We start from the raw sequence: 22,231 nt of genomic DNA, 5'->3' as shown, positions 1-22,231 counted from the left end.
CCACCTCAGTGGCCGTCTCAGTGACCGCCGAGGCCCGGCAGGCAGGTGCCGTCGAGCGTACGTCCCACAACCTCGGCGGCGGCCCGCCCGGAAGCGTTTACCGATCCGTTGACGCACACGAAGCCCGGGCCGCCCGTACCCCCGACGAGGGCATCGACCAGCGGACGGTCGAAGCGGCCCCTGACCTCGATCTCCTCCGGCGGCAGCCCGAGCGCGCGGCCGGCGGCGGCACGCACCCGCGCCTCGGAGACGGTCTTCCCGCCCAGCTCCCCCAACGCGGCGGCCAGCGCGTCGGCCTTGGGCCGCGCCCCCGCACGCTCCGCGTCGGTGAGGGGCTGCTCCTTGCGGTACGCGTGGTTCTCGGCCACCCGCTGTTCCCAGCTGTACGTGATGCAGGGCGAGGGGGTGGCGGGCGGTGACGGATCCGCCCCGGCGTCCTCAGGGCAGAAGCCCGACGCCCCCGGCCTCCCCGTGGCACCGGCCGTCCCTGCCGTCCCCGCCGTCCCTGCCGTCCCCGCCGTCCCCGCCGTCCCTGCCGTCCCCGCCGTCCCCGCCGTCCCCGCCGTCCCCGCCGTCCCCGCCGTCCCCGCCGTCCGCGGATCGTCGGCGCGCGCGGCACACCCGGAAACGGCCACGGACACGGACAGCGTGAGCAGTACACCGGCGACGAGAGCGGGAGTGGCACCCCTGCGTGCATGTGTCATGGACACCATCATGACCCCACCCCCACCAGGACCACACCGCCCCCGGACCCCTGCCGCACTCCCCCGCCGACCACTACCGTGCCCGCATGTTCCGACGGTGGAAGCTCGTACGCCGTGTCGGCGTCGGCGTTGGCATCGTCGGCGGCGTTCACCGGGCGGCCACCTGAGCGACCGGCAGGATCCACCGGCCGGGGCGGGCAGGGGTGAGTGGATGAGGCACCGACCCTTTCCCACCCGCCGCGCACCCCCACGCCAGCGCGTCCCGCCCGCAGACACGTGGAGACCGTATGACCACCTCGTCCCGCCCCCGACTCTCCCTCGCCCGACGCCCGGTGACGGCACTGACCCTGGCCGCGCTGTCGCTCGGCGGCGCCCTCGCCGGTGGCGGTACGGCGACCGCGGCCCCCCAGCCGACCGCCGCCCCGAAGCCGGCCGCGCCCAAGCCCGCCCCGGCCAAGCCCGCGAAGCCCGTCAAGCCCGCCGACGCCCGGGCCGGCGACCTCCTCGACGTCACGCTCGACCAACTGCGCCCCACCCAGCCCACCGTGGGCTTCGACCAGATCTACTACAAGCTCGGCCGCTACAGCTCCACCAAGGACGAGGCCAACGGCAGCATCAACAAGCGCTTCGACGACTGGTGCGAGACCAACGGCCAGGAGAAGGCCGCGAGCGTCAAGCCGAACGCGAAGATCTCCGACGCGTCGACCTTCACCTGCACCGTGCCCGTCGGCCAGGAGACCGCCGAGACCCGCGCCGCGATGAAGACGGTCGTCGTCGGCCCCGGCAACACCCTCTACCTCACCGACGGGCACCACTCGCTGACGTCCTTCCTGGAGACGCCCGGCGGCGGCGCGAAGACCCATATCCGGCTGCGCGTCACGGCCAACCTCAGCAAGCTCTCCACCTCCTCGTTCTGGAAGACGATGCAGGAGCGCAAGTGGGTCCGGCTGCGCGACGAGAACAACCGCGCCATCACCGTCAACCAGCTGCCCAACCGCCTCGGCCTGGCCAACTTCCACGACGACCGCTACCGCAGCCTCGTCTACTTCACCCGCGACATCGGCTACCAGCCGCCCGCCGACGCGGCGGAGTTCCTGGAGTTCCAGTGGGGCACCTGGCTGCGTGACCGGGTGAACCTCGCCTCGTACGACCTGACCTCGCCCGACTCCTACCTGTCCGCGATCCGCGCCGCCTCCGAGGCGATGTCGGCGACGCCCGGCGACACCGTCATCGCCGACGGCCGCACGGCCGACGAGCTCGGCCGGATGGCGCAGTGGAACGACGGCAAGAAGGCCACCGGCGGCGAGTTCGGCAAGCTCGGCACACCGGTCACCGAAGCCAAGCCGGGCAAGCTCGCGTACGCGCTCGACTACCGCGCCCACCTCCCGGTCAAGCCCGGCCAGCCCGGCAAGCCGAAGCCCTGCAAGCGGTAGACCAGGGGGGCCGGAAGGCCGGAGCCGCGGGACGGGCGGGTGGTCTTGCCCGGACCCGGGTCCAGAGGTTAGATTTTTAATCCAACCATTGGACCACCAGTCCAGTAGCGATGCCGACGGAGAGCCGATGACCGACCCGACGGCCCAGGCGCGGGAGCAGGAGCAGAAACAGAAACAAGAGCAGGATCGGCAGCGGGAGCAGGACGCGATCATCGCCTCGCTCACCCCCGTCATCAACGGGATCGCCGCCACCTTCGGCTCGTTCTGCGAGGTCGTCATCCATGACTACCGCCGCCCGGAGCGCTCGGTCGTGGCGATCGCCGGGGCCGTGACCGGGCGGCGGGCCGGCGGGGCGATGAGCGAGATCGGCATGCGGATGCTGGCGCGCGGCGACGAGGCGACCGACGAGGTGAACTACCTCACCCGTACCGCCGGCGGCAAGATCGTCAAGTCCTCCACGATGATCCTCCGCGATTCGGCGGGCACGGTCTTCGGGGCGCTGTGCGTCAATCTCGACGTGACCGCCGTCAACCAGGCCCACGCCCTGATCGGCGAACTCGCCGGGGTCGCCTCGCTCGCGGCCGTGCCCGCCACCACTTTCGGGAACGACATCGACTCCGTCGTGGACGCCATGGTCGACGCCCACCAGCTGCGGCAGAACAAGTCGTGGGCGGATCTCGACCGCGCCGAACGGCTGGCGCTCTTCCGGAGCCTGGACGAGCGCGGGGTCTTCGCCGTACGGCGCGCGGTCGAGCAGGTCGCCGCCCGGTTCGGCATCTCCCGCGCCTCCGCCTACCACTACCTGGGCGAAGCCCGCGCGCGGTCCGGCGCCGACGCCGACCCTATGAACCTCCCGGACGGAGCAGCACACCCATGACGCCCATGACGCCCATGCCCCCCGCCCCCACACCCCCGGTCACCCTGGACGACGTCCGCGCCGCCGCCGAGCGGATCAAGGGGGTGGCCCACCGCACCCCCGTGCTGCGCTCCCGCACCCTGGACGCGCTCGTCGGCGCCGAGGTCCACCTCAAGTGCGAGAACGTCCAGCGCGTCGGCGCGTTCAAGTTCCGGGGCGCCTACAACGCCGCCTCCCGCCTCTCGCCGGACCAGCTGGCCGCCGGCATCGCCGCGTACTCCTCGGGCAACCACGCCCAGGCCGTCGCGCTCGCCGCGCGGGAGCTGGGCACCACCGCCGTGATCCTGATGCCGGAGGACACCCCGGCCTCCAAGCGGGAGGCCGCCGCCGGATACGGCGCGGAGATCGTCACGTACGACCGCTATACGGGCGACCGCGTCGCCATCGGTGAGGCGCTGGCCGCCGAGCGCGGGCTGGCGCTGATCCCGCCGTACGAGCACCCGCATGTCATCGCCGGGCAGGGCACCGCCGCGCTGGAGCTGATCGAGGAGACAGGCCCGCTCGACGCGCTCGTGGTGCCGGTCGGCGGCGGCGGGCTGATCGCGGGCAGCGCCACCGCCGCCAAGGGGCTGCTCCCCGGGATCCGGGTGGTCGGCGTCGAACCGGCGGCCGGGGACGACACCAAGCGGTCGCTGGCGGCGGGCGAGCGCGTCCAGATCCCGGTCCCCCGTACGATCGCCGACGGCCAGGCCGCCGACATCCCCGGCGAGCTGACGTTCTCCGTCAACCGGCGGCTGGTCGACTCCATCGCGCTGGTCACGGACGACGAGATCCGGGACGCCATGCGGTTCGCCTTCGAGCGCCTGAAGACCGTCCTCGAACCCAGCGGCGCCTCCGCCCTCGCGGCCCTGCTCGCGGGCCGGGTGGACCGGCTCCCCCGACGCGTCGGGGTGATCCTCTCCGGCGGCAACATCGACACCCGGCGCTTCGCCGAACTCTGCGCGCCCTGACCGGACCCGCCGCACGAACAACCACCCTGCGAACGCCCTAGGCTGAAGCCCGTGTGGACCAGCGACAGCACGGCCGTGGCCGAACACGACATAAGCCCGACACCGGACCCGGCAGCGGCGCCGGAAACGGCCCCCGGCCAGGGGAAGCGCCCACGGCCGTGGTGGCGGACACCGCTCCTCGTGACCGCCGCCGCCGTCCCGCTGTACGCCCTGTGGGCCGCGTTCCTCGCGACCGGCGGCGGCGATCTCGCGGCACAGTTCGCGTGGGCCGGATTCATGGCGCGGCACCCGGGCTCCGCGTACAACCTGTCCTGGTACGGCGGCACCCACACCGTCAACTACAGCGTGCTCGCGCCCCCGCTGATGGCGCTCCTCGGCGTCCGTACGGTCTCCGTGCTGGCGGGGCTCGCCGGGACCTGGGCGATGGCCGCGCTGTTCGTACGGACCGGGGTGCCACGGCCGCACTGGCCTGCGCTCCTCGGCGCGGTGGCCCTCTGGTGCAATGTGGCGTCGGGGCGGACGACCTTCGCGCTGGGCGTGGCCATCGGGCTCTTCGCCCTGCTCTCCGTACGGCGGCGCGCCCTCACCGCGGTCCTCACGGCGCTCACCACCCTGGCCAGCCCGGTCGCCGGGCTCTTCCTCGTGGTGGCGGGGACGGCGTACGCGCTGGACCGGCGGTGGGCCAGGGGCGCCTCACTGATCGTGCCGCCCGCGCTGGTCGTCGCGGCGACGACGCTGCTCTTCCCGTTCCAGGGCGAGCAGCCGATGGCGCCCGGCAAGCTCACGATGCCGCTGCTGATCTGCGCGGCCCTGTGGTGCGCGGCCCCGCGCGCGTGGCGGGTGGTGCGGTACGGCGCGGCGGTGTACGCCCTCGGGGTGGTCCTGACGTTCCTCGTGTCCTCGCCGATCGGCACGAACGTCGAGCGGCTGGTGGGGCTCGCGGGCCCGCCGGTGCTGCTCGCTGCGCTGCTGACGCGGGGGGTGCGCCCGCTGCGGAACCTCTTCCTGGCCGCCACGCGCGCGTGGCGCCCGGCCGCGCTGCCGTCGCTGCTCGCGGTCGCGGTGGCCGTCAACTCGTACTGGCTGCTCAGCAAGACGGAGGACGACCTCGTGGTCTCCACCGTCGTGCCCGGCTGGGCCGCGCACACCGACGGGGTGGTCGCCGCGCTGGACCGGCTGGGGGCGGACCGTACGCGGGTCGAGGTGGTGCCCGCCCGTAACCACCGCGAGGCGGATGTCCTCGCCGCGCACGTCAACATGGCGCGCGGCTGGAACCGGCAGCTCGACGTCGAGCGCGGACGGCTCTTCTACGACGGCCACGGCGGCACCAAAACGCTCGCCCCGGCCGCTTACCGCGCCTGGCTGGACCGCTGGGCGGTCGGTTTCGTCGTCGTCCCGCACGGGAAGCCCGACAGCCCGGCCGCGGCCGAGGCGGCGCTCGTCGCGTCCGGGCCCGACTGGCTGGAGCGGGTCTGGAACGACGACAACTGGACGGTCTACCGCGTACGGAACGCGGTACCGCTGGTCTCGGCGCCCGCCACCGTTGTACGCGGCGACGACGCGGAGCTGACCGTACGCCTCCCGGCGGCGGGCTCGGTGACGGTACGGATCGCGTACTCGCCCTGGCTCCACGCCCCGGGCGCGTGCGTCCAGCGCGCCGGCGCCTGGACGAAACTGACGGCCACGGCGCCGGGCACGTACCACCTGGGTTCGGCCTACCGCCTGCCGCGCGCGAACGGTTGCGGGGCGTAGTGACGGACGGCCCCACCGACCGGAGGGGGCCGGGGTCGCAGGAGGTGACGTCCCCGGATGTAAAGCGCGATTTGTGCCGCTGAGCGCGCCTGCGGACAGAGAACCGGCCCGCACGCGGCGTAAATCGTGCATCCGGGGATGCGCCTCCGGAGTGCCCCGGCCCCCGGCACCATGGAAACCGGGCCGCACCCCGCACCACCCAAGACCCACGACCCCCTAGCCGGGAGGCGACCCCGCAACGGCTACAGCTTCAGCTGGAAGACCCCCGCCGGCCGCTCCCGCCGGTACCCCAGCGACTCGTTCACCGCGAGCATCGCCGTGTTCTCGTCGGCGACCGTCGTACTGATCTCCCGCAGCTCAGGCCGCGCCGCGCACACGCTCTCCAGCAGGTGGCGCTTAACCGCGCGGCCGAGCCCGTGGCCCCGGCTGCCGGGGACGACGACCGTGTCGTACTGGAGCGCGCGGGTGTCCCCGGGGTCCGCGAGGACGACCTCCGTGTAAGCGACGATCGCGCCGCCCCCGCCCCCGCCCGCGCCGTCGTCGTCGACGACCGCCGCCGTGTGGATCACGCCGCCCCGCGCCTCCACGACGCGCGCGGCGGCCCGTACCCGCTCCGCGTCCCACCGCACGGGCGGATCGTCGAGTTCGCCGGCGGGGGCGTCGTCCATCGACGCGTGCGCGCGGGCGAACGAGTCGGCGTACGCGTCGGGCACGATCCCCGTCCACTCCACGAAGCGCAGGCCGGCCGGGAGCACCGGCGGCGGTATCTCCTCCAGCGTCTGCCGTACGCGCTGTACGTACCAGCCGAGCGGCAGCACATTCGTGAAGCCGATGCTGTCCACGAACGCCTCGCCCGCGCCGCCGACTTCGAGGACCGCGGCGACCGAGTCGCGCCCGGCCGCCGCGAGCCGGGTCCGTATCTCGGCCCAGAGCGCGGCGCCGATGCCGTGGCGCCGGGCGTCGGGGCGTACCACGAGCGCGGTGAGGAAGGCCGTGTGGCGCTTCTGCGGCTCGCTGAACAGCCGCAGCGAGGCGACACCCTGGTAGGACCCGTCGGGCGCGGTCATCGCGAGATGGGTGCTCGGCCCGCCGGCGGAGTCCACGCGGAGCCGGCCGGCCGTCTCCGTCCTGCTGGGCTCGGGCACGGCGGCGGGGAGATCACGGTCGTGTGCCGCCACGACCACCGCGTGCCAGGCGTCTGTCTCGGCGTCCGAGGGCGGGCTTCCCAGAGTGATCAGCATGGCTCGAACCTACGCGTACGGGAGTGGTGACGCCCCCGGGTTACGGGGACATCCGGACGGCCGAACGGTCCCGCCCGCGGAGGGGGGACCGTTCGGCGACGGGCGACGTACACCAAGCCCGTGCGGGCGGCGTCGCCGGTCAGGCGGCGGCGTTCTCGGTGATCGTCACCTTGCCCTTGCGGATCGTGGCGAGCCGGGGTGCGCGGCGGGCGATCGAGCTGTCGTGCGTGACCATGATGAAGGTCAGTCCGTGCTCTTTCCAGAGTCCTTCGAGCAGTTCCATGATGTCGTCACGGGTGGATTCGTCAAGGTTTCCGGTGGGTTCGTCGGCGAGGAGTACCTTCGGCTGCTTGACGAGCGCGCGGGCGATCGCGACGCGCTGCTGCTGGCCGCCGGAGAGTTCGCTCGGGAGGTGTCCGGCGCGCTCGCCGAGCCCGACGGACTCCAGTGCCTGCGCGGCCCGTTCGCGCCGCTCGGCGGTCTTGACGCCGAGCGGTACGAGCGCGGTCTCGACGTTCTCCTGAGCGGTGAGGGTGGGGATGAGGTTGAAACTCTGGAAGACGAAGCCGATGTTCTCGGCGCGGACCTTGGTGAGCTTGGCCTCCGACAGCCCGCCCAGGTTCATCCCGTCCAACTCGACGGTGCCCTGGGTCGGCCGGTCGAGCCCGCCGAGCATCTGGAGGAGGGTGGACTTGCCGCCGCCGGTGGGGCCCTGGATGACGAGGCGGCCACCGTCCTCGATGGTCAGGTCGACCCCGGCGAGGGCGTCGACGGTCTTCTTGCCGCGTGTGTAGCGCTTGGTGACGCCGCTGAGCTGGTACACGGTTCAACTCCTGCTGTACGGAATGCGGTGAGGGACGACGCGGTACGGAACGACGACGCGGGCCGGAACGACGGCGCGGTACGGAACGACGACGCGGGCCGGGGCGGGCACGCGCGCGCTCGCGGGCACGCGCGCGTTACTCGACACGGCTGAGCGCGTCCGCCGGGCGCAGCCGCGAGGCCCGCCAGCCGCCGAACGCGCCCGCGACGAGACCGCCGGTGACGGCGAGCGCGACCGCGATGCCCACGGAGCTGAGCGCGACGGGCGCGGTGAGCGCGATGTCGACGGCCTTGGAAGCGGCCTGGCGCCCCATGCCGCCGCCGGGTCCGCCCATGCCGCCCCCGCGTCCCGCGGAGGCGAGTTCGGCGGTGAGGGTCGGGCTGATGGCCGTGACGAGGTAGGCGCCGCCGATGCCGAGCGCGATGCCGAGCACACCGCCGAGGAGTCCGTTGACGAGCGCCTCGCCGACGACCTGCCGGGTGACCCGGCCGCTCGTCCAGCCGAGCGCCTTCAGCGTGCCGAACTCCCGTACGCGGCGGCTGACCGCCGAGGAGGTGAGCAGCCCGGCCACCAGGAACGCGGCGATGAGTACGGCGATGGAGAGCCACTTGCCCACGTTGGAGGCGAGGTTGGAGGCGGTGGACAGGGAGCCGGAGACGGTGTCGGCGAGATCGGCGGAGGTGGTGACCGTCGTGCCGGAGATGTTCTTCTGGATGGCGGCCTTGACGGTGTCGATCTGCTGCGAGTCGGTGGCCTTGACGTAGACCGTGGTGACCTTGTTCTTGGCGTCGGCCAGGGTCTGGGCCTTCTTGAGCGGGATGTAGACGTTGGCGGCGGCGTCGCCGCTGTCCGCCGTGGCGATGCCGATGATGGTGAACTTCGTCTTGGCGATGGTCAGCTTCTTGCCGACGGCGAGGCTCTTCTCCTTGGCGTACGCGCTGTCGATGACCGCGACGGCCGCGTCGGTCTCGGTCGTCTTGAACGTACGGCCCTTGGTGATCTTGGAGGAGGTGAGCGGGCCGAGGCCGGTCACGGTGACGTCCGCGCCGTAGACGGAGTAGGAGTTCACGTCGAACGCCGCGCCGCCGCCGCGGACTTCGCCGCCGCTGTTGCCGCCCGTACCGCCGCCGTTGCCGCCGGGGCCGCCGCCGCCCGCGCCGCCGTTGCCGCCGGTGGTCCCCTGCTGCTGGGTGACCTCGCCGCGCGAGAACTGGCCGTCGATCTTCACCACGTTCAGGCTGAGACCGCCGACGGCCTCGGAGACGCCCTTCTGGTCACCGACCTTGGTGACGGTCGAGGTGGCCAGGGTCTGGAAGCCCTGGACCATCACCCGGTCGCTGCTCTGCTCGGAGTCTCCGTCGTTGGCGTCGAACTGGAAGCGCGGACGCTCCGCCGTGCCGCCCTCGCCGGGCGGGGTGGCGGCTTTGGTGACGGTCATGTCGGTGCCGAGGCCGTACAGCGACTGGAGGACCTTGTCCTGGGCCTGGCTCATGCCGGTGGAGACCGAGCTGACGACGATGACCAGGGCGATTCCCAGGGCGAGCCCCGAGGCGACGACGAGCGCCGCCTTTCTGCGACGGCGCAGCTCGCGCCTGAGGTAGGTGAAGAACATGGGCGTGAAGTTAGGGGCCCGTTGTGATGAGGAGTTAAGGCCAGGGTGAGAGCTGGATGAGAACGCGAACGGCGGCGGCACCAAAAGGTGCCGCCGCCGTCGGGATCAGGCGTGTGCGATCGGGCTGGGTGCGATCAGGCGTGCGCGATCAGGCTTACGCGATCGGGCGCGTCGAGTCCGGCTCAGGCCGCGGAGCCGGCCTTCCAGTCGGCCCAGCTGAGGTTCCAGCCGTTGAGGCCGTTGTCCGGGGCGATGGTCTTGTCGTCGGAGTTCTTGACGATGACGACATCGCCGATCATCGAGTTGTCGTAGAACCACGCGGCGGTCGTGTTGGGGTCGTTCGCGCCCTGGGTGTCCGAGAGGCCCACACAGCCGTGGCTGGTGTTGACGGCGCCGAAGATGGACTTGGCGCCCCAGTAGTTGCCGTGGATGAACGTGCCGGACGTGGAGAGCCGCATGGCGTGCGGGACGTCCTTGATGTCGTACTCGCCCTTGCCGTCGGAGTCGGTGAAGCCGACCGTCGCGCCGTTCATCCGGGTCTCCTTGAACTTCTCGGAGATCACCATCTGACCGTTGTAGGTGGTGTTCTCCGGGGAGCCGGCCGAGATCGGGATGACCTTGAGGACCTTGCCGTCACGGGTGACGGTCATCGTCTTGGCCTTGGCGTCGACCGTGCTGACCTGGCTGCGGCCGATCTTGAAGGTGACCGTCTTCTCCTGGACGCCGTAGACGCCCTTGGCGCCCTCGACGCCGTCCAGCGCGAGCTTCAGGGTGACCGTGGAGCCGGCCTTCCAGTACTCGTCGGGGCGCAGGTCGAGGCGCTGCGCGTTGAACCAGTGGCCGACGACTTCCTGGCCGCTGCTGGAGGTGACGGTGATGCCGTCCTGGACGGCCTTCTTGTCGGTGATCGCCTTGTTGAAGTTGATCGAGACCGGCATGCCGGCGCCGACCGTGGAGCCGTCCTCGGGGGTGAAGTTCCCGATGAAGCTGTTCTCCGGCGAAACGGTGGTGAAGGAGGAGTTGTCGACGGCCTTGAGGCCCTTGGCGTCCGTGGCCGTCGCGGCGATCTTGTACACGGTGGAGCGTTCGAGCTGGCCGTCCGGCTGCCAGCTCAGCTTGTCGTCGGCGAGGGTGCCCTTGACGGCGGTGCCGTCGGCGGTCGTCATCTTGACGTCGGTGAGGGTGCCCTCGGTGACCGTGACCTTGGCGTCGTTGTTGATACCGACGTTCGTCGCGCCGTTCTTCGGCGCGATGGCTATCTGGGCCTTGGAGGACTCCTTGGCCGCTGCCGCGTCAGCCTGGGCCTGCGACGACGAACCCTTGGAACCGTCGGCTTCGGTCTTGCTGTCGCCGCCGCTGCACGCCGAGAGCACCAGAACGCCACCGAGCACCGCAGACGCCACCGCCAGGCTCCTGCGCCGCTTGCTGTCCGTCATCACACGTTTCTCCATCATCGCCGCTTACCCTGCCGATAACCCTTATGAACGCCCTTGGCGACCCATCCGGTTCCACCTCGGCCCGAGCTGTGGTGAACACCACTCGTACCGGGGAATGCGTCGCGGGTGAACCGATCCCTCACGGGGAACAGGTGAGCCCCGGCCCGCCGGTTCTTCCACGGGTCCGGGGCTCTCCAGAGTGTCACGCTCCTCGGCTAGCCTCTACCGACTCCCACGCCTCCGTTCGCGCGCACCGCTGTGACCTGCACGGACTCCTCCGATTCGTCGACTTCGTCACTCTCGTCGTCCTCGTCGAGGTCCCATTCGACCGCGTCGGGGTCGTAGTCGATCAGCTCACTGGTCCAGGACGCCTGGGCCAGCTCGACGCCGGGGACGTCCTTGACGAGGTCGAAGGGCTCCACGAGATACGCGAGGGCCTCCGCCGCGTCCGCGCGGACCGCCGACCGGGCCTGGGCGCGCTCGTCGTCGGGGAGGGATTCGTCGGCGTCGATACGGTCGAGCGCGGCGGCGCCCAGTCGCTCGGCGTCCTCGGCCTCCAGCACCAATTCGACGCGCAGCCGTACATACCGTGATGTCTCAGAAGTGCTCATACGACGGAGCGTAGGGCCACCAACCCCCGCGACTTTCCCACGACCCGCTGCTTTCACCAGACGAGCAAGTCCGAAGTCCCGTCTGCCCGGCGGCGCCCGGCACGCACGCTCGCCGCGTTGCCGAAATGCCCTAGTAGCTCCGCTACGAGGGCACTCCGGCGCCTTGCGATCGCACGCGCCGGACACCGCCGGGCCCGCCCCAGGGGGCGGACGACGCTACTTCGGACTTACTCGTCTAGCATCAGCGCACCCAGCCACCTCGGTGTTGTTCAAGGGGGATCCCTCACGTGTCCGTCGCACGCCGCCCGCTGCTGACAGCGACCGCCGCCGGAACCCTGCTCTGCGCGCTCTGGTTCGTACCGTCGGCGAACGCCACGGGCGCGCCGGAGGAGCCGCCACAGCGGTCCGCACCGTCGGCACAGAGTCTCCGACTCGACAGTTACGAGGTGTCCACGACCTCCGGCGCCTCGGAGAAGCCCATCACCTCGACCGACTCCGACGACCCGCCGGCCCCGGCCGGTGCCGATGTCCAGGGGCAGCCGGAAGAGCCGGAGCCGCCCGCGCTGGCCGACACGGGCGCGGTGGAGACCACGCCGTATGTGATCGGCGGGACGGTCTGTCTGGCGATCGGCGCGGGCTTCGTCGCGTACTCGGTACGCCGGGGAGCCCGCGAGTTCTGACCAACTCTGCCCGTTTCGGGGAGGGTTGAGAGTCGAGAAGTGACCCACATCATGGCCCCGGCCGCACGGAAACGGTGACGACGCCGGGAGCGGGACTGGCATGCTCGCCAGGAGCTACCGATCAGTAGCCCCCGGTGGGGGCTCCGTGTGCTCCTTTCCCGGTGCTCCCTCCCGGGCTGTCTCCCGCCTCTCCGTCCCCCGAGGATTTGCGTGCACAGAACAAGAAGATCCACCCGTCTCGCCCTGATATCGACCATGGCGGCGGCCACCCTGCTCGTCACCGGCTGCTCCTCCGGCGGCGATACGAAGATGGTCGGCACCGCGAGCGAGGCCGAGGCGTCCCCCGACGCCGGTGCCGAGGGCGTGGGCTCCAAGGCCAACCCCGCCGGCGAGCAGCTCGCGGTGGTCCCGGCGACGACCGGAGACGACGGTACGACCCCGACCGCCGTGGCGACCCCGGCCACGGGCGGCTCCGCCGCTCAGGACAAGCCCGGGCTCAAGGTCGCGTCGTACAACGCGGACACCGGCCGGGCCGTCATCGCGGCCGTCACCCGGAAGGGCGGCGGTCAGAAGACCGAGGCCCCGGCCGAGGACTCCGCGGAGACCGAGAAGACCGAGGAAACCGCGCCCACGGCGGACGCCACCGAGCCCGAGGCCACCCCGGACACGGGCGCGGACACGGACACGGACGCGGACACGGACGCGGACGCGGACGCCACCGAGGCCCCCGCCACGGAAGCCCCCGCCGCCGCGGACACCGCCGCCGAGGACACCGACACGGTCTCCGTCGGCGACATCATCGCCAGCGCCCCCGCCCCCGGCGCCCCCAACGGTCTGCTCGCCGAGGTGACCGAGGTCATCGGCGCCACCGACGCCGGTACGGAGGTCGCCACCGCCCCGTCCACGCTGAACGCCCTGCTCGGCGACGCCACCGCCGAGGGCAGCGTCCCGGTCGACCCCTCCACCGTGGAGGTCAAGCCGCTGGTCGAGGGCGTGAAGGTGTCCTGGGCCAAGAGCGCCGGGCTGACCTTCGGCCCGAAGTCCGCCAAGCTGCCCTTCGGCAGCCTGCGCATCGACGTCGGCGCCGCCGTCGCCACCGCCGAGGGCGCCCCGGCGTCCGCCTCCGCCTCGGTCAACGGCTTCGTACAGCTCGCGCCCGAGGTCGAGTTCTCGTACAACGGCTCCGGCAGCAACAGCGCGCCGGGCTCCGCCTCGCTCGCGCTCTCCGGCGACTGGGCCTCGCAGTGGTCGCTCAAGGGCCAGGCCGCCGCCAGGACGCAGGGCGGCAAGCCGCTCCGTATCCCCTTCGCCGAGCTGCACACCAACCCGGTGATCCAGGTCGGCGTGGTGCCGATCGTCGTCAACCTCGATGTGACCGCCTACTTCCAGGTGGACGGCGACGGCCGGATCGAGGTCAACGTCGAGCAGGACCTGAAGGGCGACTTCAAGGTCGGCGGCAGCTTCTCCCTGTTCAAGGGCTGGAAGCCGATCAGCGAGTCGAACATGACCGGTGAGCCGCTGCGCGCCTCCGTCACCACCGCCGGCAAGGTCAAGGCGTCCCTGGGCGTCGAAGCCGCCGTGGGCCTGTACGGCACGGTCGGCGTGGTCGGCGATGTCGCCCCCTTCCTCCGCGCGGAGGCCGAGGCCGCCGCCACCGGATCGGCCGACACCACGGGGTCGGCGTCCGGCGCCTGGAAGCTGCACGGCGGCATCGATCTGAACGGAGCACTCCGGGTCCAGCTGACGATCTTCGGCACCCCGCTCTTCAAGAAGGACATCCCGCTGGTGGCCCTGAACAAGGAGTGGCTGCTCACGGAGGGCCGGGGCAGCGCGAACACCCCGGTCAAGACCGCGAGCTGATCACCGGGAGGGGCCCGTCGGCGCGCACACAAGCGACCGACGGGCCCCTTTTTCCTTCACGGGCCTTTACGGGCAGCGCTCAGACAAGCGCCCCGGTAACCCCCTCCACGGCCTCGACCAGCCGCCCCTCCCGTACGAACGTCTCCGCCCCGGCGAGATCCGGCGCGAGGAACCGGTCGGGCCCCGGCCCGGCCACCCCCGCCGCACGCAGCGCGTCGATGGCGGCGCGCGAGGCGGGCGCGGGCGTCAGCCCCTTGTGCTCCTGGCGCAGCTCGACGGCGCGGGTCGCCGCGTACAGCTCGACGGCGACCACCCGGGTCAGATGCTCCACGGCGGTCCGCAGCTTGCGCGCCGCCGACCAGCCCATGGAGACATGGTCCTCCTGCATGGCGGACGAGGGGATCGAGTCCACCGAGGCCGGTACGGCCAGCCGCTTCAACTCGCTGACCAGCGCGGCCTGCGTGTACTGGGCGATCATCAGCCCCGAGTCGACGCCGGGGTCGTCGGCGAGGAACGGCGGCAGCCCGTGCGAGCGGTTCTTGTCCAGCAGCCGGTCGGTCCGCCGCTCCGTGATGGAGGCGAGGTCGGCGACGGCGATCGCCAGGAAGTCCAGTACGTACGCGACGGGCGCGCCGTGGAAGTTGCCGTTGGACTCGACCCGGCCGTCGGCCAGCACCACCGGGTTGTCGACGGCAGAGGCCAGCTCCCGGTCCGCGACCGTACGCGCGTACGCCAGTGTGTCTCGCCCGGCGCCCGCGACCTGGGGCGCGCAGCGCACCGAGTACGCGTCCTGCACCCTGGGCGCCTCGTCCTCCTGGAAGTGCCCGGTCAGCGCGGACCCGGCGAGCACCCGCAGCATGTTGGCGGCGCTGGCGCCCTGGCCGGGGTGCGGCCGGATGGCGTGCAGTTCGGGCGCCAGGATCCGGTCCGTACCGAGCAGCGCCTCCAGGCTGAGCGCGGCGGTGATGTCGGCGGAGGTGTAGAGCCGGTGCAGGTCGGCGAGCGCCATGACCAGCATGCCGAGCATCCCGTCCGTACCGTTGAGCAGCGCGAGCCCTTCCTTCTCCCGCAGCTCGACCGGCTCGATGCCGTGCGCCGCGAGCAGCTCCCCGGCGGGCCGTACGGTGCCGTCGGGCCCCTCCGCGTCGCCCTCGCCCATCAGCGTCAGCGCGCAGTGCGACAGCGGGGCGAGGTCCCCGGAACACCCGAGCGAGCCGAACTCGTGCACCACGGGCGTGATGCCCGCGTTCAGTACGTCCGCCATGGTCCGCGCGACCTCGGGCCGCACCCCGGTGTGGCCCGACGCGACCGTCTTCAGCCGCAGGAACATCAGCGCGCGTACGACCTCGCGCTCGACCCTGGGCCCCATCCCTGCGGCGTGCGACCGTACGATGTTGCGCTGCAACCGCACCCGCAGCTCCGGCCCGATGTGCCGCGTGGCCAGCGCCCCGAACCCGGTCGACACCCCGTATACGGGCTCCGGCTTCGCGGCCAGCGCCTCCACGACCTCCCGCGCGCGGGCGAGCGCGGCGAGCGCCTCACCGGAAAGCTCGACGCGGGCACGGCCACGGGCCACGGCGACGACATCCTCGGCGGTCGCCCCCGCCGTCCCCACCACGACAGTGTGCATATCCATATTCAGGAGCGTACGGACTGAATCCCCGAGTGTCACGGGTCGTCTTGCGGGACTCCGGGCCCGCACCGGCCAAGTTGCCGGTTCAGCAAGAAAATTGGCCGCTCGCGGACGCCTGCGCACAGGCTGCCTCCAGAAGGTTCTGACGCACCGCGTCAGTGGTCGAAACCCGAGGATGCAGCAAATGGAAAACCGCCATGTCGTGATCATTCCGATCGAGATCGACGAGGAGAAGGAAGGCGCGTATCTCGCCGCCTGGCAGGTCGCCGCGGAGGTGATGGCCGCTCAACCCGGTTTCCTTCGGACGTACATGTTCCGCACGATCGTTCCGGGGAGCACGTTCTCTCTCGTCAACGTGGCGGAGTGGGAGTCCGCCGCTCACTGGGAAGACGCGATGAACGCCTGCCCGATGATGGGACAGCGGATAGCCGTCGCCCATCCCTCGAACTACGAGGTGATCCGGACGGTCCTGCCCGCGACGGAGCAGGGCCCGGGCTCCGGCGGCGGTCACACGCCCGCCGATCTGCCGCCCGCCGAGGCGCGTCGCCGGGCCGTGGACGGGGAACTCACGCTGGTCGATGTCCGCGAGGACGACGAATGGGCGGCGTGTCACCCGGACGGCGCCGTCCACGCCGCGCTCAGCACGCTGCCGGCCTCGCTGGCGGATCTGCCCGACGGCCCGCTGGCCTTCATCTGCCGTACGGGCAACCGCAGCGTGCAGGCCGGCGCGCAGGCGATGCGCGCGGGCCGGTCCTCCGTCCACAGCGTGGCGGGCGGCCTTGAGGCGTGGGAGGCGGCAGGGCTGCCGGTCGGATAGACCGTCGCGCCCGCCCACACCATTCCGGAAAGGATCTTTACCGTGTTCTTCGTCGACACCCTGGAGTTCGAGGGCCTGGGAAACCGCAGTTACCTGGCCGGCGGCCCGCGGACAGCGGTCGTGGTGGATCCGCCGCGAGACATCGACCGGGTCATCACCACCGCCGCCCTGCGAGGGGTGCGCATCGCGTATGTCGCTGAGACACACGTGCACAACGACTACGTCACCGGCGGGCTGGAACTGGCCCGTCTCACCGGCGCCCGCTATCTGGTCCCGGCCGACGCAGCCGTCGCCTTCCCCCGTACTCCCGTCGCGGACGGTGACACGTCCGAGGTGGACGAGCACCTGGTGCTGCGGGCGATCGCGACCCCGGGCCACACCCCGCACCACACCTCCTACGTCCTGGAGGAGGACGGCCGGGCGGTGGCGGTCTTCACGGGCGGCTCGCTGCTGATCGGCTCCGTCGGCCGTCCGGACCTGGTCGACCCGCGGCTGACCGAGCGCCTGGCCCGTGCGCAGCACACCTCCGTCCACCGGCTGGCGGCCACGCTCGACGACGAGGTGCCCGTACTGCCCACGCACGGCTTCGGCAGCTTCTGCTCCTCGTCCCAGACCCGGAGCGAGGGCGATACGAGCACGATCGGCGAGGAACGCGCCGGCAACGACGCTCTCACCTTGGACGTGGACACCTTCGTGAAGCGGCTTCTGGCCGGGCTGGAGGACGTGCCCGCCTACTACGCGCACATGGGCCCGGTCAACGCCGCCGGTCCCGCGCCCGTCGATCTGAGTCCGCCCGAGCCCGCCGACGCCGCCCGGATCGCCGGACGGCTGGCGGCGGGTGAGTGGGTCGTCGACCTGCGCGACCGGGTCGCCTTCGCCGACGGCCATGTGGCCGGATCGTTCAACTTCGAGGGCACCGGCAGGCCGGCCACCTATCTGGCCTGGCTGATCCCGTGGGGCAAGCCGGTCACCCTGCTCGCCGACACCCCGGCGCAGATCGCCGACGCGCAGCGGGAGCTGACCCGGGTCGGTATCGACCGCCCGGCCGCCGCGGCCACCGGGGATCCGGCCGGCTGGGTGCGTGCGGGGGAACAGCTCGCCTCCTTCCCCCGGGCCCGTTTCGCCGGCCTCGCCGAGGCGCGCGAGCGCGGCGAGGAGGTGGTGGTGCTGGATGTACGCCGGGATTCCGAGCGCGCGAACGGCTTCCTCGCCGGCTCGGTGCACATTCCGCTCCACGAGCTGCACGGCCGGGCCGGCGAGGTGCCCGACGGCACGGTGTGGGTGCACTGCGCCGGCGGGATGCGCGCGGCGATCGCCGCTTCCCTCCTGGACGCGACCGGCCGCGAGGTCGTCGCCGTCGATGACGGCTTCGAGGCCGCCCTCGACGCGGGTCTGCGCGTCACGCGGCCCTGAACCTCGCTCCACCCACACGACGAAGGCGCCCGATGTTCCTCTTCTACGGCGGTCCCGGCCGCCCCGGCCCCGCACCGGCCCGGTCCCGCGTCACCTACGGCGATGCCGTGCCGCCGGACGGGCGCATCGCGTGACCGCCCTGATCCTGGCCCTGATCGCGGGAGCCGTCGTCGGCCTGGCGCTCGGCGCCCTCGGCGGCGGTGGCAGCGTCCTGGCGGTGCCCGCGCTGATCTACCTGCTCGGCTTCACCCCCGCCGCGGCCACCACCGCCGGCCTGATCATCGTCACCGCCACTTCCCTGACCGCCCTGTACGCGCACGCCAGGACCGGGCAGGTGCGGTGGAAGGCCGGAGCGGCGTTCGCGGCAGCCGGGATTCTTCCGGCGGCGGCCACCGGGGCCGCCGCCGCCCGCCTGCCCGAGGCCGTCCTCACCGTCGCCTTCGCCGCGGTGGCCGTCCTCGCCGCCGTCAACATGCTCCGGTCCGCCGGCGCCGCCCGGCACGGAAGCGGTCCCGGGAGCGGTCCCGGAAGCGGCGACGTACGGCCGGGCAGGGCGGCCGGGACCGGAGCCGGCCTGGGCGCGCTGACCGGACTCCTCGGTGTGGGCGGCGGCTTTCTCGCCGTCCCCGCCCTGGTCACCGTCCTGGGCTTCGGGATGGAGGCCGCCGTCGGCACCAGCCTGCTGGTCATCTCGGCCAACTCGCTGGCCTCCCTGGCCACTCGCTCAGGCACCGCCGCCTCGCTCGACTGGGCGCTGATCGGCCCGTTCATCGCCACCGCGATCCTGGGCGCCTGGGACGGCAAGCGCCTGGCCGCGAAGGTCTCAGGGCCCCGCCTGCAACGCGTTTTCGCGGCGGCGCTGCTGGCCGTGGCCGTCTTCATGCTTGCCGACACGGTGATGTGACGGCCGCGGGGGCCTCCGGAGGCTCTACGCCCCCGGCGCGCGCCGGAACCGTCGACGCTCGCCCGCCGCGGGCGAGACCGTGTCGGCCAGGGTGATGACCTCCTCGTCCCGCCCCGCCACCACCGGCCCCCCGGACCGCGCCGCCTTGGCCCGGTACTGCGCCGCGTCCGCCAGGCGGAAGAGGCGGCGGGCGGTGCGCAGCTCGCCGATGGGGTCGCCGGTGGAGGCGATCCCGCAGGCCACCCCCTCGCCCAGATCCAGCGCCGCCGCCCGCCGGCACAGCTCGTCGGCGACGGCGATGACCTCGTCGGACGACGGCCCCACCGTCAGCAGACAGAACTCGTCGCCGCCGAGCCGCGCGGCCAGCGCGCCGGGCAGGCGGGCGCCGCAGACGGAGAGGAGCGAGCCGAATCGTTCCAGCAGACGGTCACCGACGGCGTGGCCGAGCGTGTCGTTGACGGTCTTGAGGCCGTTGAGGTCGCAGACGACGAGGCTGACGACGGCGCCCTCCTCCCGGTACCGCGCGATCGCCTCGTCGAGCCGCGTATCGACCGCGCGCCGGTTCGCGAGGCCGGTCAGCGGGTCGGTGAAGGCGAGGCGGCGGACCTCTTCGAGGCGTTCCGTCTGGGCGATCCCGGCCGCGACGACGGAGGCGATGACGGTGGCGAAGTCCGCGTCGTCCGCGTCGAACAGGGGCGCTCCGCGCGGCCGGGCCACGTACAGCTCGCCCCACGCCCGCCCGTCCAGGACGATCGGCGCGACGACGCAGCAGCCCCGCCCGCGCCGCCGCAGCGCCGCCACGCGCGCCCCGGCGGGGGGCCCGTCCGCGGCCGAGGTGACCGCGGCGGACGCGGCGGACCCGGCGGTCACCGCGGCCGGAGCCCCGGACCCCGCCGACTCCGCCGGCCACTCCGCGATCTCGGGGAACCGGTGCACCGGATACGTCTCGTCCGCCGGGAACTCCTCCTCGCCGGCCACCCGCTCGCCCGCGTTCACCAGCACCTTGAGCCGCCCGAGATCCCGTTCCCACAGCGACAGCGCGGCGAAGTTCCCGCCGAGCGCCTCGCACGCGCCCAGCGCCGCCGCCCGCCAGGCGTCGCGCGCCGTGGGGGCCGCGGCCATCGCCTGCGCCAGTGCCACTATGGCGCGCAGTCGCGCGTCCCCATCCGCTCCCATCGCTCCACCTTAAGGCGGTTTGAGGTGATTTGATCACTTGGGAGGGGAGGGATCGCCGCAGATTGGATCATGAAGACGACCGGACGGGCCGGTCCGTCACTCCCCCGGCCAGCGCGCCGCCCGCTTCTCGTTGAACGCCGCGACGCCCTCCGCCCGGTCCCCGGAGAAGGCGACCGAACGCCATGCCGCGTCCTCGACCTCAAGACCGGCCCGCAGGTCGAGCCCCTGCCCGAGCCGCAGCGCGCGCTTCGCCGCGCGCAGGCCGACCGGCGAGTTCGCGGCGATACGGCCGGCCAGCGCGAGGGCCTCGTCCCGATCGGTGCCCGCGTCGACCACGTGGTCGACCAGCCCGAGCGCGCCCGCCTCCGCCGCCTCGACCCGGCGCGCCGTGAAGATCAGCTCCGCCGCCCGCGCGGCCCCGACCCGGCGCGGCAGCAGCTGCGTACCGCCGCCGCCGGGGATCACCCCGACGGACACCTCGGGCAGTCCGACGACGGCGGTACGGTCGGCCACGATCAGGTCGCAGGCGAGCGCCAGCTCGTAGCCGCCGCCCAGCGCGTAGCCGTGCACGGCGGCGACCGTCGGCATCGGCAGCTCCAGCACGCCGGTGTACGCGGCGCGCGCGGTCGGCCGCTGGCGTACCAGCTCGGCGTCGCTGAGGGAGTTGCGCTCCTTGAGGTCCGCGCCGACGCAGAAGGCGCGCGCGTGGGTCGAGGTCAGCACCGTGACCCGGACGCCCGGGTCGGCGGCCAGCGCCGCGCACGCGGCACCGAGGGATCTGGCCATCTCCGTCGATACGGCGTTCATGGCCTTGGGCCGGTCGAGGACCAGCTCCGCGACCGGGCCGTGCCGCCGCACCACGACGAACTCCCCGAACCGCTGCTCGCCCGCGTCCGCCCCCACCAGCTCTGCGTCCTCAGCCACGACCCCGACCACCCTCCGGTTAACTGCTGATGGTTAACGACGGTTCACCGGAAGGAATCCTAAGTCGTCCGCCGCCCGAGGAGCCATGGCTCGACCACGCCGAGACCGCGCACCGGCCGCTGCCACATCGGCTGGAGCCCGAAGCGGTACGGGGGCGGCACCGCGCCCTCCTTCTCGGCCCGCGCCGCCGCCTCGGCGGCCTGTGCCTCGGAGGCCGGGACGTCTCCGGTGCGGATCAGCTCCTGGGCGAACGCGCCGTCGACCAGCACCGTGTCCTTGGGCGCGATCGACGTCAGCCGGCTCGCGAGGTTCACCGTCGTACCGAAGACGTCGCCCATCCGCGTGGTGACCGTGCCGAACGCGATGCCGACGCGCAGCGCCGGCATGGTCTCGTCGTGCGTCATGGTCTCTATCAGCCGCAGCGCGATCTCCGCCGCCGTACCGGCGTCGTCCGCCGCGTACAGCACCTCGTCGCCGAGGGTCTTGATGAGCCGGCCGCCGTGCGCGGCGACGAGGTCGGCGCAGGTCGTCTCGAACGCCTCGACCAGCTCGCCGAGTTCCTCCTCCTCCAGCCGCCGGGTCAGCCGGGTGAATCCGACGAGGTCGGCGAAGCCGACTGCGAGCCGCCGGTCGACCATCTCGTCGTCGTCCGCCGCCTGGACGACCCGGCCCGTGGCGGCGGCGAGCTGGCGCCGCCACACGTACACCAGGAACTCCTCCAGCTCCGGCAGGAGCAGCTCCACCAGCGGATACGTGACTTCCGTACGGGTCATCCCGGGCTCGGGCGGCTCGATGAGCCCGGCGAGGAAGGAGTCGATCTGCCACTCGGCCAGCCGGGCGGTGGTCTGGCCGGTCGACCGGGCCACCTGGATCGCCATCGGCTCGCTCAGCAGCCCGGCCTCGACCAGTCCGGAGAGCCGGCGCAGCGCCAGTACGTCGGCCTCGGTGAACGCCCTGGCCTGGCCCACGTCCGCGAAGCCCATCGCCCGCCAGAAGCGCGACGCCAGGTCCATCGAGACGCCGGCCGTCCGCGCGGCCTGGAAGGGGGTGTAGCGGCGCTCGGCGCCGAGGATCAGCTGTTCGAGCCGGATGGCCAGCGGGTCGTCGGAGGGCTCGGCCGTGTGGTCGACGATGTGGTGCGGGTTCGGATGGCCCGGGGAGTCCGACGACGGCGACGGCGGAGGCGGAGGCTGCGCTTCCTCGCCGGAAGTCGAATCATCGACGGTCACCAGCCGCCTCCTGCCCGTTCCCTGCGCACTGCCCTACCGATCTGTCGTGGATCGCCTCAACGATACGGCAGATGTGCCCTGGCTCACGTATCGCCGTCGGTCAAGAACCGCCCCGCG

19 protein-coding genes are annotated in these 22,231 nt (G+C 72.5%); 9 read left to right on the top strand and 10 right to left on the bottom strand.

Annotation, left to right across the window (positions count from 1 at the left end):
* Positions 1 to 17 precede the first annotated feature (17 nt).
* Positions 18 to 704 carry a precorrin-3B C(17)-methyltransferase gene (locus tag AB0389_RS27170; RefSeq protein ID WP_366398114.1) on the bottom strand — a complete coding sequence of 229 codons (687 nt, stop codon included), beginning with the start codon at positions 702 to 704 and terminating at the stop codon, positions 18 to 20.
* A gap of 287 nt (positions 705 to 991) precedes the next feature.
* Between AB0389_RS27170 and AB0389_RS27165 the strand changes: the two genes are divergently transcribed.
* The 4 genes from AB0389_RS27165 to AB0389_RS27150 all read left to right on the top strand — a co-directional run bounded on the left by AB0389_RS27165 (position 992) and on the right by AB0389_RS27150 (position 5,755).
* The gene (locus AB0389_RS27165; RefSeq protein WP_366398113.1) at positions 992 to 2,137 is read left to right on the top strand and encodes a ParB/Srx family N-terminal domain-containing protein; all 1,146 of its coding nucleotides are present in this window, start codon (positions 992 to 994) and stop codon (positions 2,135 to 2,137) included.
* 127 nt (positions 2,138 to 2,264) lie between these two features.
* Positions 2,265 to 3,014: a PAS domain-containing protein gene (locus AB0389_RS27160; RefSeq protein WP_366398112.1), complete on the top strand. Its 750-nt coding sequence runs from the start codon at positions 2,265 to 2,267 to the stop codon at positions 3,012 to 3,014.
* Positions 3,011 to 4,003 (top strand): pyridoxal-phosphate dependent enzyme, encoded by a 993-nt coding sequence (locus AB0389_RS27155; protein WP_366398111.1) that lies wholly within the window; start codon positions 3,011 to 3,013, stop codon positions 4,001 to 4,003. Before AB0389_RS27160 ends, AB0389_RS27155 begins: the two co-directional genes overlap by 4 nt.
* Positions 4,004 to 4,183: 180 nt before the next feature.
* Positions 4,184 to 5,755, top strand: coding sequence for a hypothetical protein (locus AB0389_RS27150; RefSeq protein WP_366398110.1), 1,572 nt, complete (start codon positions 4,184 to 4,186; stop codon positions 5,753 to 5,755).
* Between the two features lie 242 nt (positions 5,756 to 5,997).
* On the opposite strand, the gene AB0389_RS27145 is transcribed toward AB0389_RS27150, so the two are convergent.
* The 5 genes from AB0389_RS27145 to AB0389_RS27125 all read right to left on the bottom strand — a co-directional run bounded on the left by AB0389_RS27145 (position 5,998) and on the right by AB0389_RS27125 (position 11,478).
* Positions 5,998 to 6,996, bottom strand: a complete 999-nt coding sequence (locus tag AB0389_RS27145; protein WP_366398109.1) for a GNAT family N-acetyltransferase — start codon at positions 6,994 to 6,996, stop codon at positions 5,998 to 6,000.
* 139 nt (positions 6,997 to 7,135) lie between these two features.
* Positions 7,136 to 7,819, bottom strand: a complete 684-nt coding sequence (locus AB0389_RS27140) for an ABC transporter ATP-binding protein (RefSeq protein WP_366398108.1) — start codon at positions 7,817 to 7,819, stop codon at positions 7,136 to 7,138.
* 136 nt (positions 7,820 to 7,955) lie between these two features.
* Positions 7,956 to 9,431 carry an ABC transporter permease gene (locus tag AB0389_RS27135; RefSeq protein ID WP_366398107.1) on the bottom strand — a complete coding sequence of 492 codons (1,476 nt, stop codon included), beginning with the start codon at positions 9,429 to 9,431 and terminating at the stop codon, positions 7,956 to 7,958.
* A gap of 182 nt (positions 9,432 to 9,613) precedes the next feature.
* Positions 9,614 to 10,882, bottom strand: a complete 1,269-nt coding sequence (locus tag AB0389_RS27130; RefSeq protein WP_366398132.1) for an Ig-like domain-containing protein — start codon at positions 10,880 to 10,882, stop codon at positions 9,614 to 9,616.
* A gap of 200 nt (positions 10,883 to 11,082) precedes the next feature.
* Positions 11,083 to 11,478, bottom strand: a complete 396-nt coding sequence (locus AB0389_RS27125) for a hypothetical protein (RefSeq protein ID WP_366398106.1) — start codon at positions 11,476 to 11,478, stop codon at positions 11,083 to 11,085.
* Between the two features lie 287 nt (positions 11,479 to 11,765).
* On the opposite strand from AB0389_RS27125, the gene AB0389_RS27120 reads away from it, so the two are divergent.
* Entirely contained in the window at positions 11,766 to 12,158 is a 393-nt protein-coding gene (locus AB0389_RS27120) for a hypothetical protein (RefSeq protein WP_366398105.1), read from the top strand.
* A gap of 255 nt (positions 12,159 to 12,413) precedes the next feature.
* A complete protein-coding gene (locus AB0389_RS27115) occupies positions 12,414 to 14,018 on the top strand; it encodes a hypothetical protein (protein ID WP_366398104.1) in 1,605 nt (534 codons plus the stop codon).
* 79 nt (positions 14,019 to 14,097) lie between these two features.
* On the opposite strand, the gene hutH is transcribed toward AB0389_RS27115, so the two are convergent.
* On the bottom strand, positions 14,098 to 15,648 hold the full coding sequence (hutH, locus tag AB0389_RS27110) for a histidine ammonia-lyase (protein ID WP_366398131.1): 1,551 nt from the start codon (positions 15,646 to 15,648) through the stop codon (positions 14,098 to 14,100).
* A gap of 187 nt (positions 15,649 to 15,835) precedes the next feature.
* Between hutH and AB0389_RS27105 the strand changes: the two genes are divergently transcribed.
* From AB0389_RS27105 to AB0389_RS27095, 3 genes are all read left to right on the top strand, one after another.
* A complete protein-coding gene (locus tag AB0389_RS27105; RefSeq protein WP_366398103.1) occupies positions 15,836 to 16,468 on the top strand; it encodes a rhodanese-like domain-containing protein in 633 nt (210 codons plus the stop codon).
* 42 nt (positions 16,469 to 16,510) lie between these two features.
* On the top strand, positions 16,511 to 17,881 hold the full coding sequence (locus AB0389_RS27100) for an MBL fold metallo-hydrolase (protein ID WP_366398102.1): 1,371 nt from the start codon (positions 16,511 to 16,513) through the stop codon (positions 17,879 to 17,881).
* Positions 17,882 to 18,011: 130 nt separating this feature from the next.
* Positions 18,012 to 18,785, top strand: coding sequence for a sulfite exporter TauE/SafE family protein (locus tag AB0389_RS27095; RefSeq protein ID WP_366398101.1), 774 nt, complete (start codon positions 18,012 to 18,014; stop codon positions 18,783 to 18,785).
* Positions 18,786 to 18,809: 24 nt separating this feature from the next.
* On the opposite strand, the gene AB0389_RS27090 is transcribed toward AB0389_RS27095, so the two are convergent.
* The 3 genes from AB0389_RS27090 to AB0389_RS27080 all read right to left on the bottom strand — a co-directional run bounded on the left by AB0389_RS27090 (position 18,810) and on the right by AB0389_RS27080 (position 22,114).
* Positions 18,810 to 19,961, bottom strand: coding sequence for a sensor domain-containing diguanylate cyclase (locus AB0389_RS27090; protein WP_366398100.1), 1,152 nt, complete (start codon positions 19,959 to 19,961; stop codon positions 18,810 to 18,812).
* Positions 19,962 to 20,057: 96 nt separating this feature from the next.
* Positions 20,058 to 20,885, bottom strand: a complete 828-nt coding sequence (locus AB0389_RS27085) for an enoyl-CoA hydratase-related protein (RefSeq protein WP_366398099.1) — start codon at positions 20,883 to 20,885, stop codon at positions 20,058 to 20,060.
* A 59-nt stretch (positions 20,886 to 20,944) separates the two neighbouring features.
* The gene (locus tag AB0389_RS27080; RefSeq protein WP_366398098.1) at positions 20,945 to 22,114 is read right to left on the bottom strand and encodes an adenylate/guanylate cyclase domain-containing protein; all 1,170 of its coding nucleotides are present in this window, start codon (positions 22,112 to 22,114) and stop codon (positions 20,945 to 20,947) included.
* Between the last annotated feature and the right edge of the window lie 117 nt (positions 22,115 to 22,231).

The sequence above is a fragment of the Streptomyces sp. NPDC093109 genome (genome assembly GCF_040701725.1).
GTDB lineage: Bacteria > Actinomycetota > Actinomycetes > Streptomycetales > Streptomycetaceae > Streptomyces.
Note: the sequence above shows the minus strand (reverse complement) of the source record. Positions and strands in the feature narration are given on the sequence as shown.

Coding starts and splice junctions, on each gene's coding strand:
- AB0389_RS27170 (WP_366398114.1), bottom strand. CDS start 704: ATGACACATGCACGCAGGGGTGCCACTCCCGCTCTCGTCGCCGGTGTA.
- AB0389_RS27165 (WP_366398113.1), top strand. CDS start 992: ATGACCACCTCGTCCCGCCCCCGACTCTCCCTCGCCCGACGCCCGGTG.
- AB0389_RS27160 (WP_366398112.1), top strand. CDS start 2,265: ATGACCGACCCGACGGCCCAGGCGCGGGAGCAGGAGCAGAAACAGAAA.
- AB0389_RS27155 (WP_366398111.1), top strand. CDS start 3,011: ATGACGCCCATGACGCCCATGCCCCCCGCCCCCACACCCCCGGTCACC.
- AB0389_RS27145 (WP_366398109.1), bottom strand. CDS start 6,996: ATGCTGATCACTCTGGGAAGCCCGCCCTCGGACGCCGAGACAGACGCC.
- AB0389_RS27135 (WP_366398107.1), bottom strand. CDS start 9,431: ATGTTCTTCACCTACCTCAGGCGCGAGCTGCGCCGTCGCAGAAAGGCG.
- AB0389_RS27130 (WP_366398132.1), bottom strand. CDS start 10,882: ATGGAGAAACGTGTGATGACGGACAGCAAGCGGCGCAGGAGCCTGGCG.
- AB0389_RS27125 (WP_366398106.1), bottom strand. CDS start 11,478: ATGAGCACTTCTGAGACATCACGGTATGTACGGCTGCGCGTCGAATTG.
- AB0389_RS27115 (WP_366398104.1), top strand. CDS start 12,414: ATGGCGGCGGCCACCCTGCTCGTCACCGGCTGCTCCTCCGGCGGCGAT.
- hutH (WP_366398131.1), bottom strand. CDS start 15,648: ATGCACACTGTCGTGGTGGGGACGGCGGGGGCGACCGCCGAGGATGTC.
- AB0389_RS27105 (WP_366398103.1), top strand. CDS start 15,836: ATGGAAAACCGCCATGTCGTGATCATTCCGATCGAGATCGACGAGGAG.
- AB0389_RS27090 (WP_366398100.1), bottom strand. CDS start 19,961: ATGGGAGCGGATGGGGACGCGCGACTGCGCGCCATAGTGGCACTGGCG.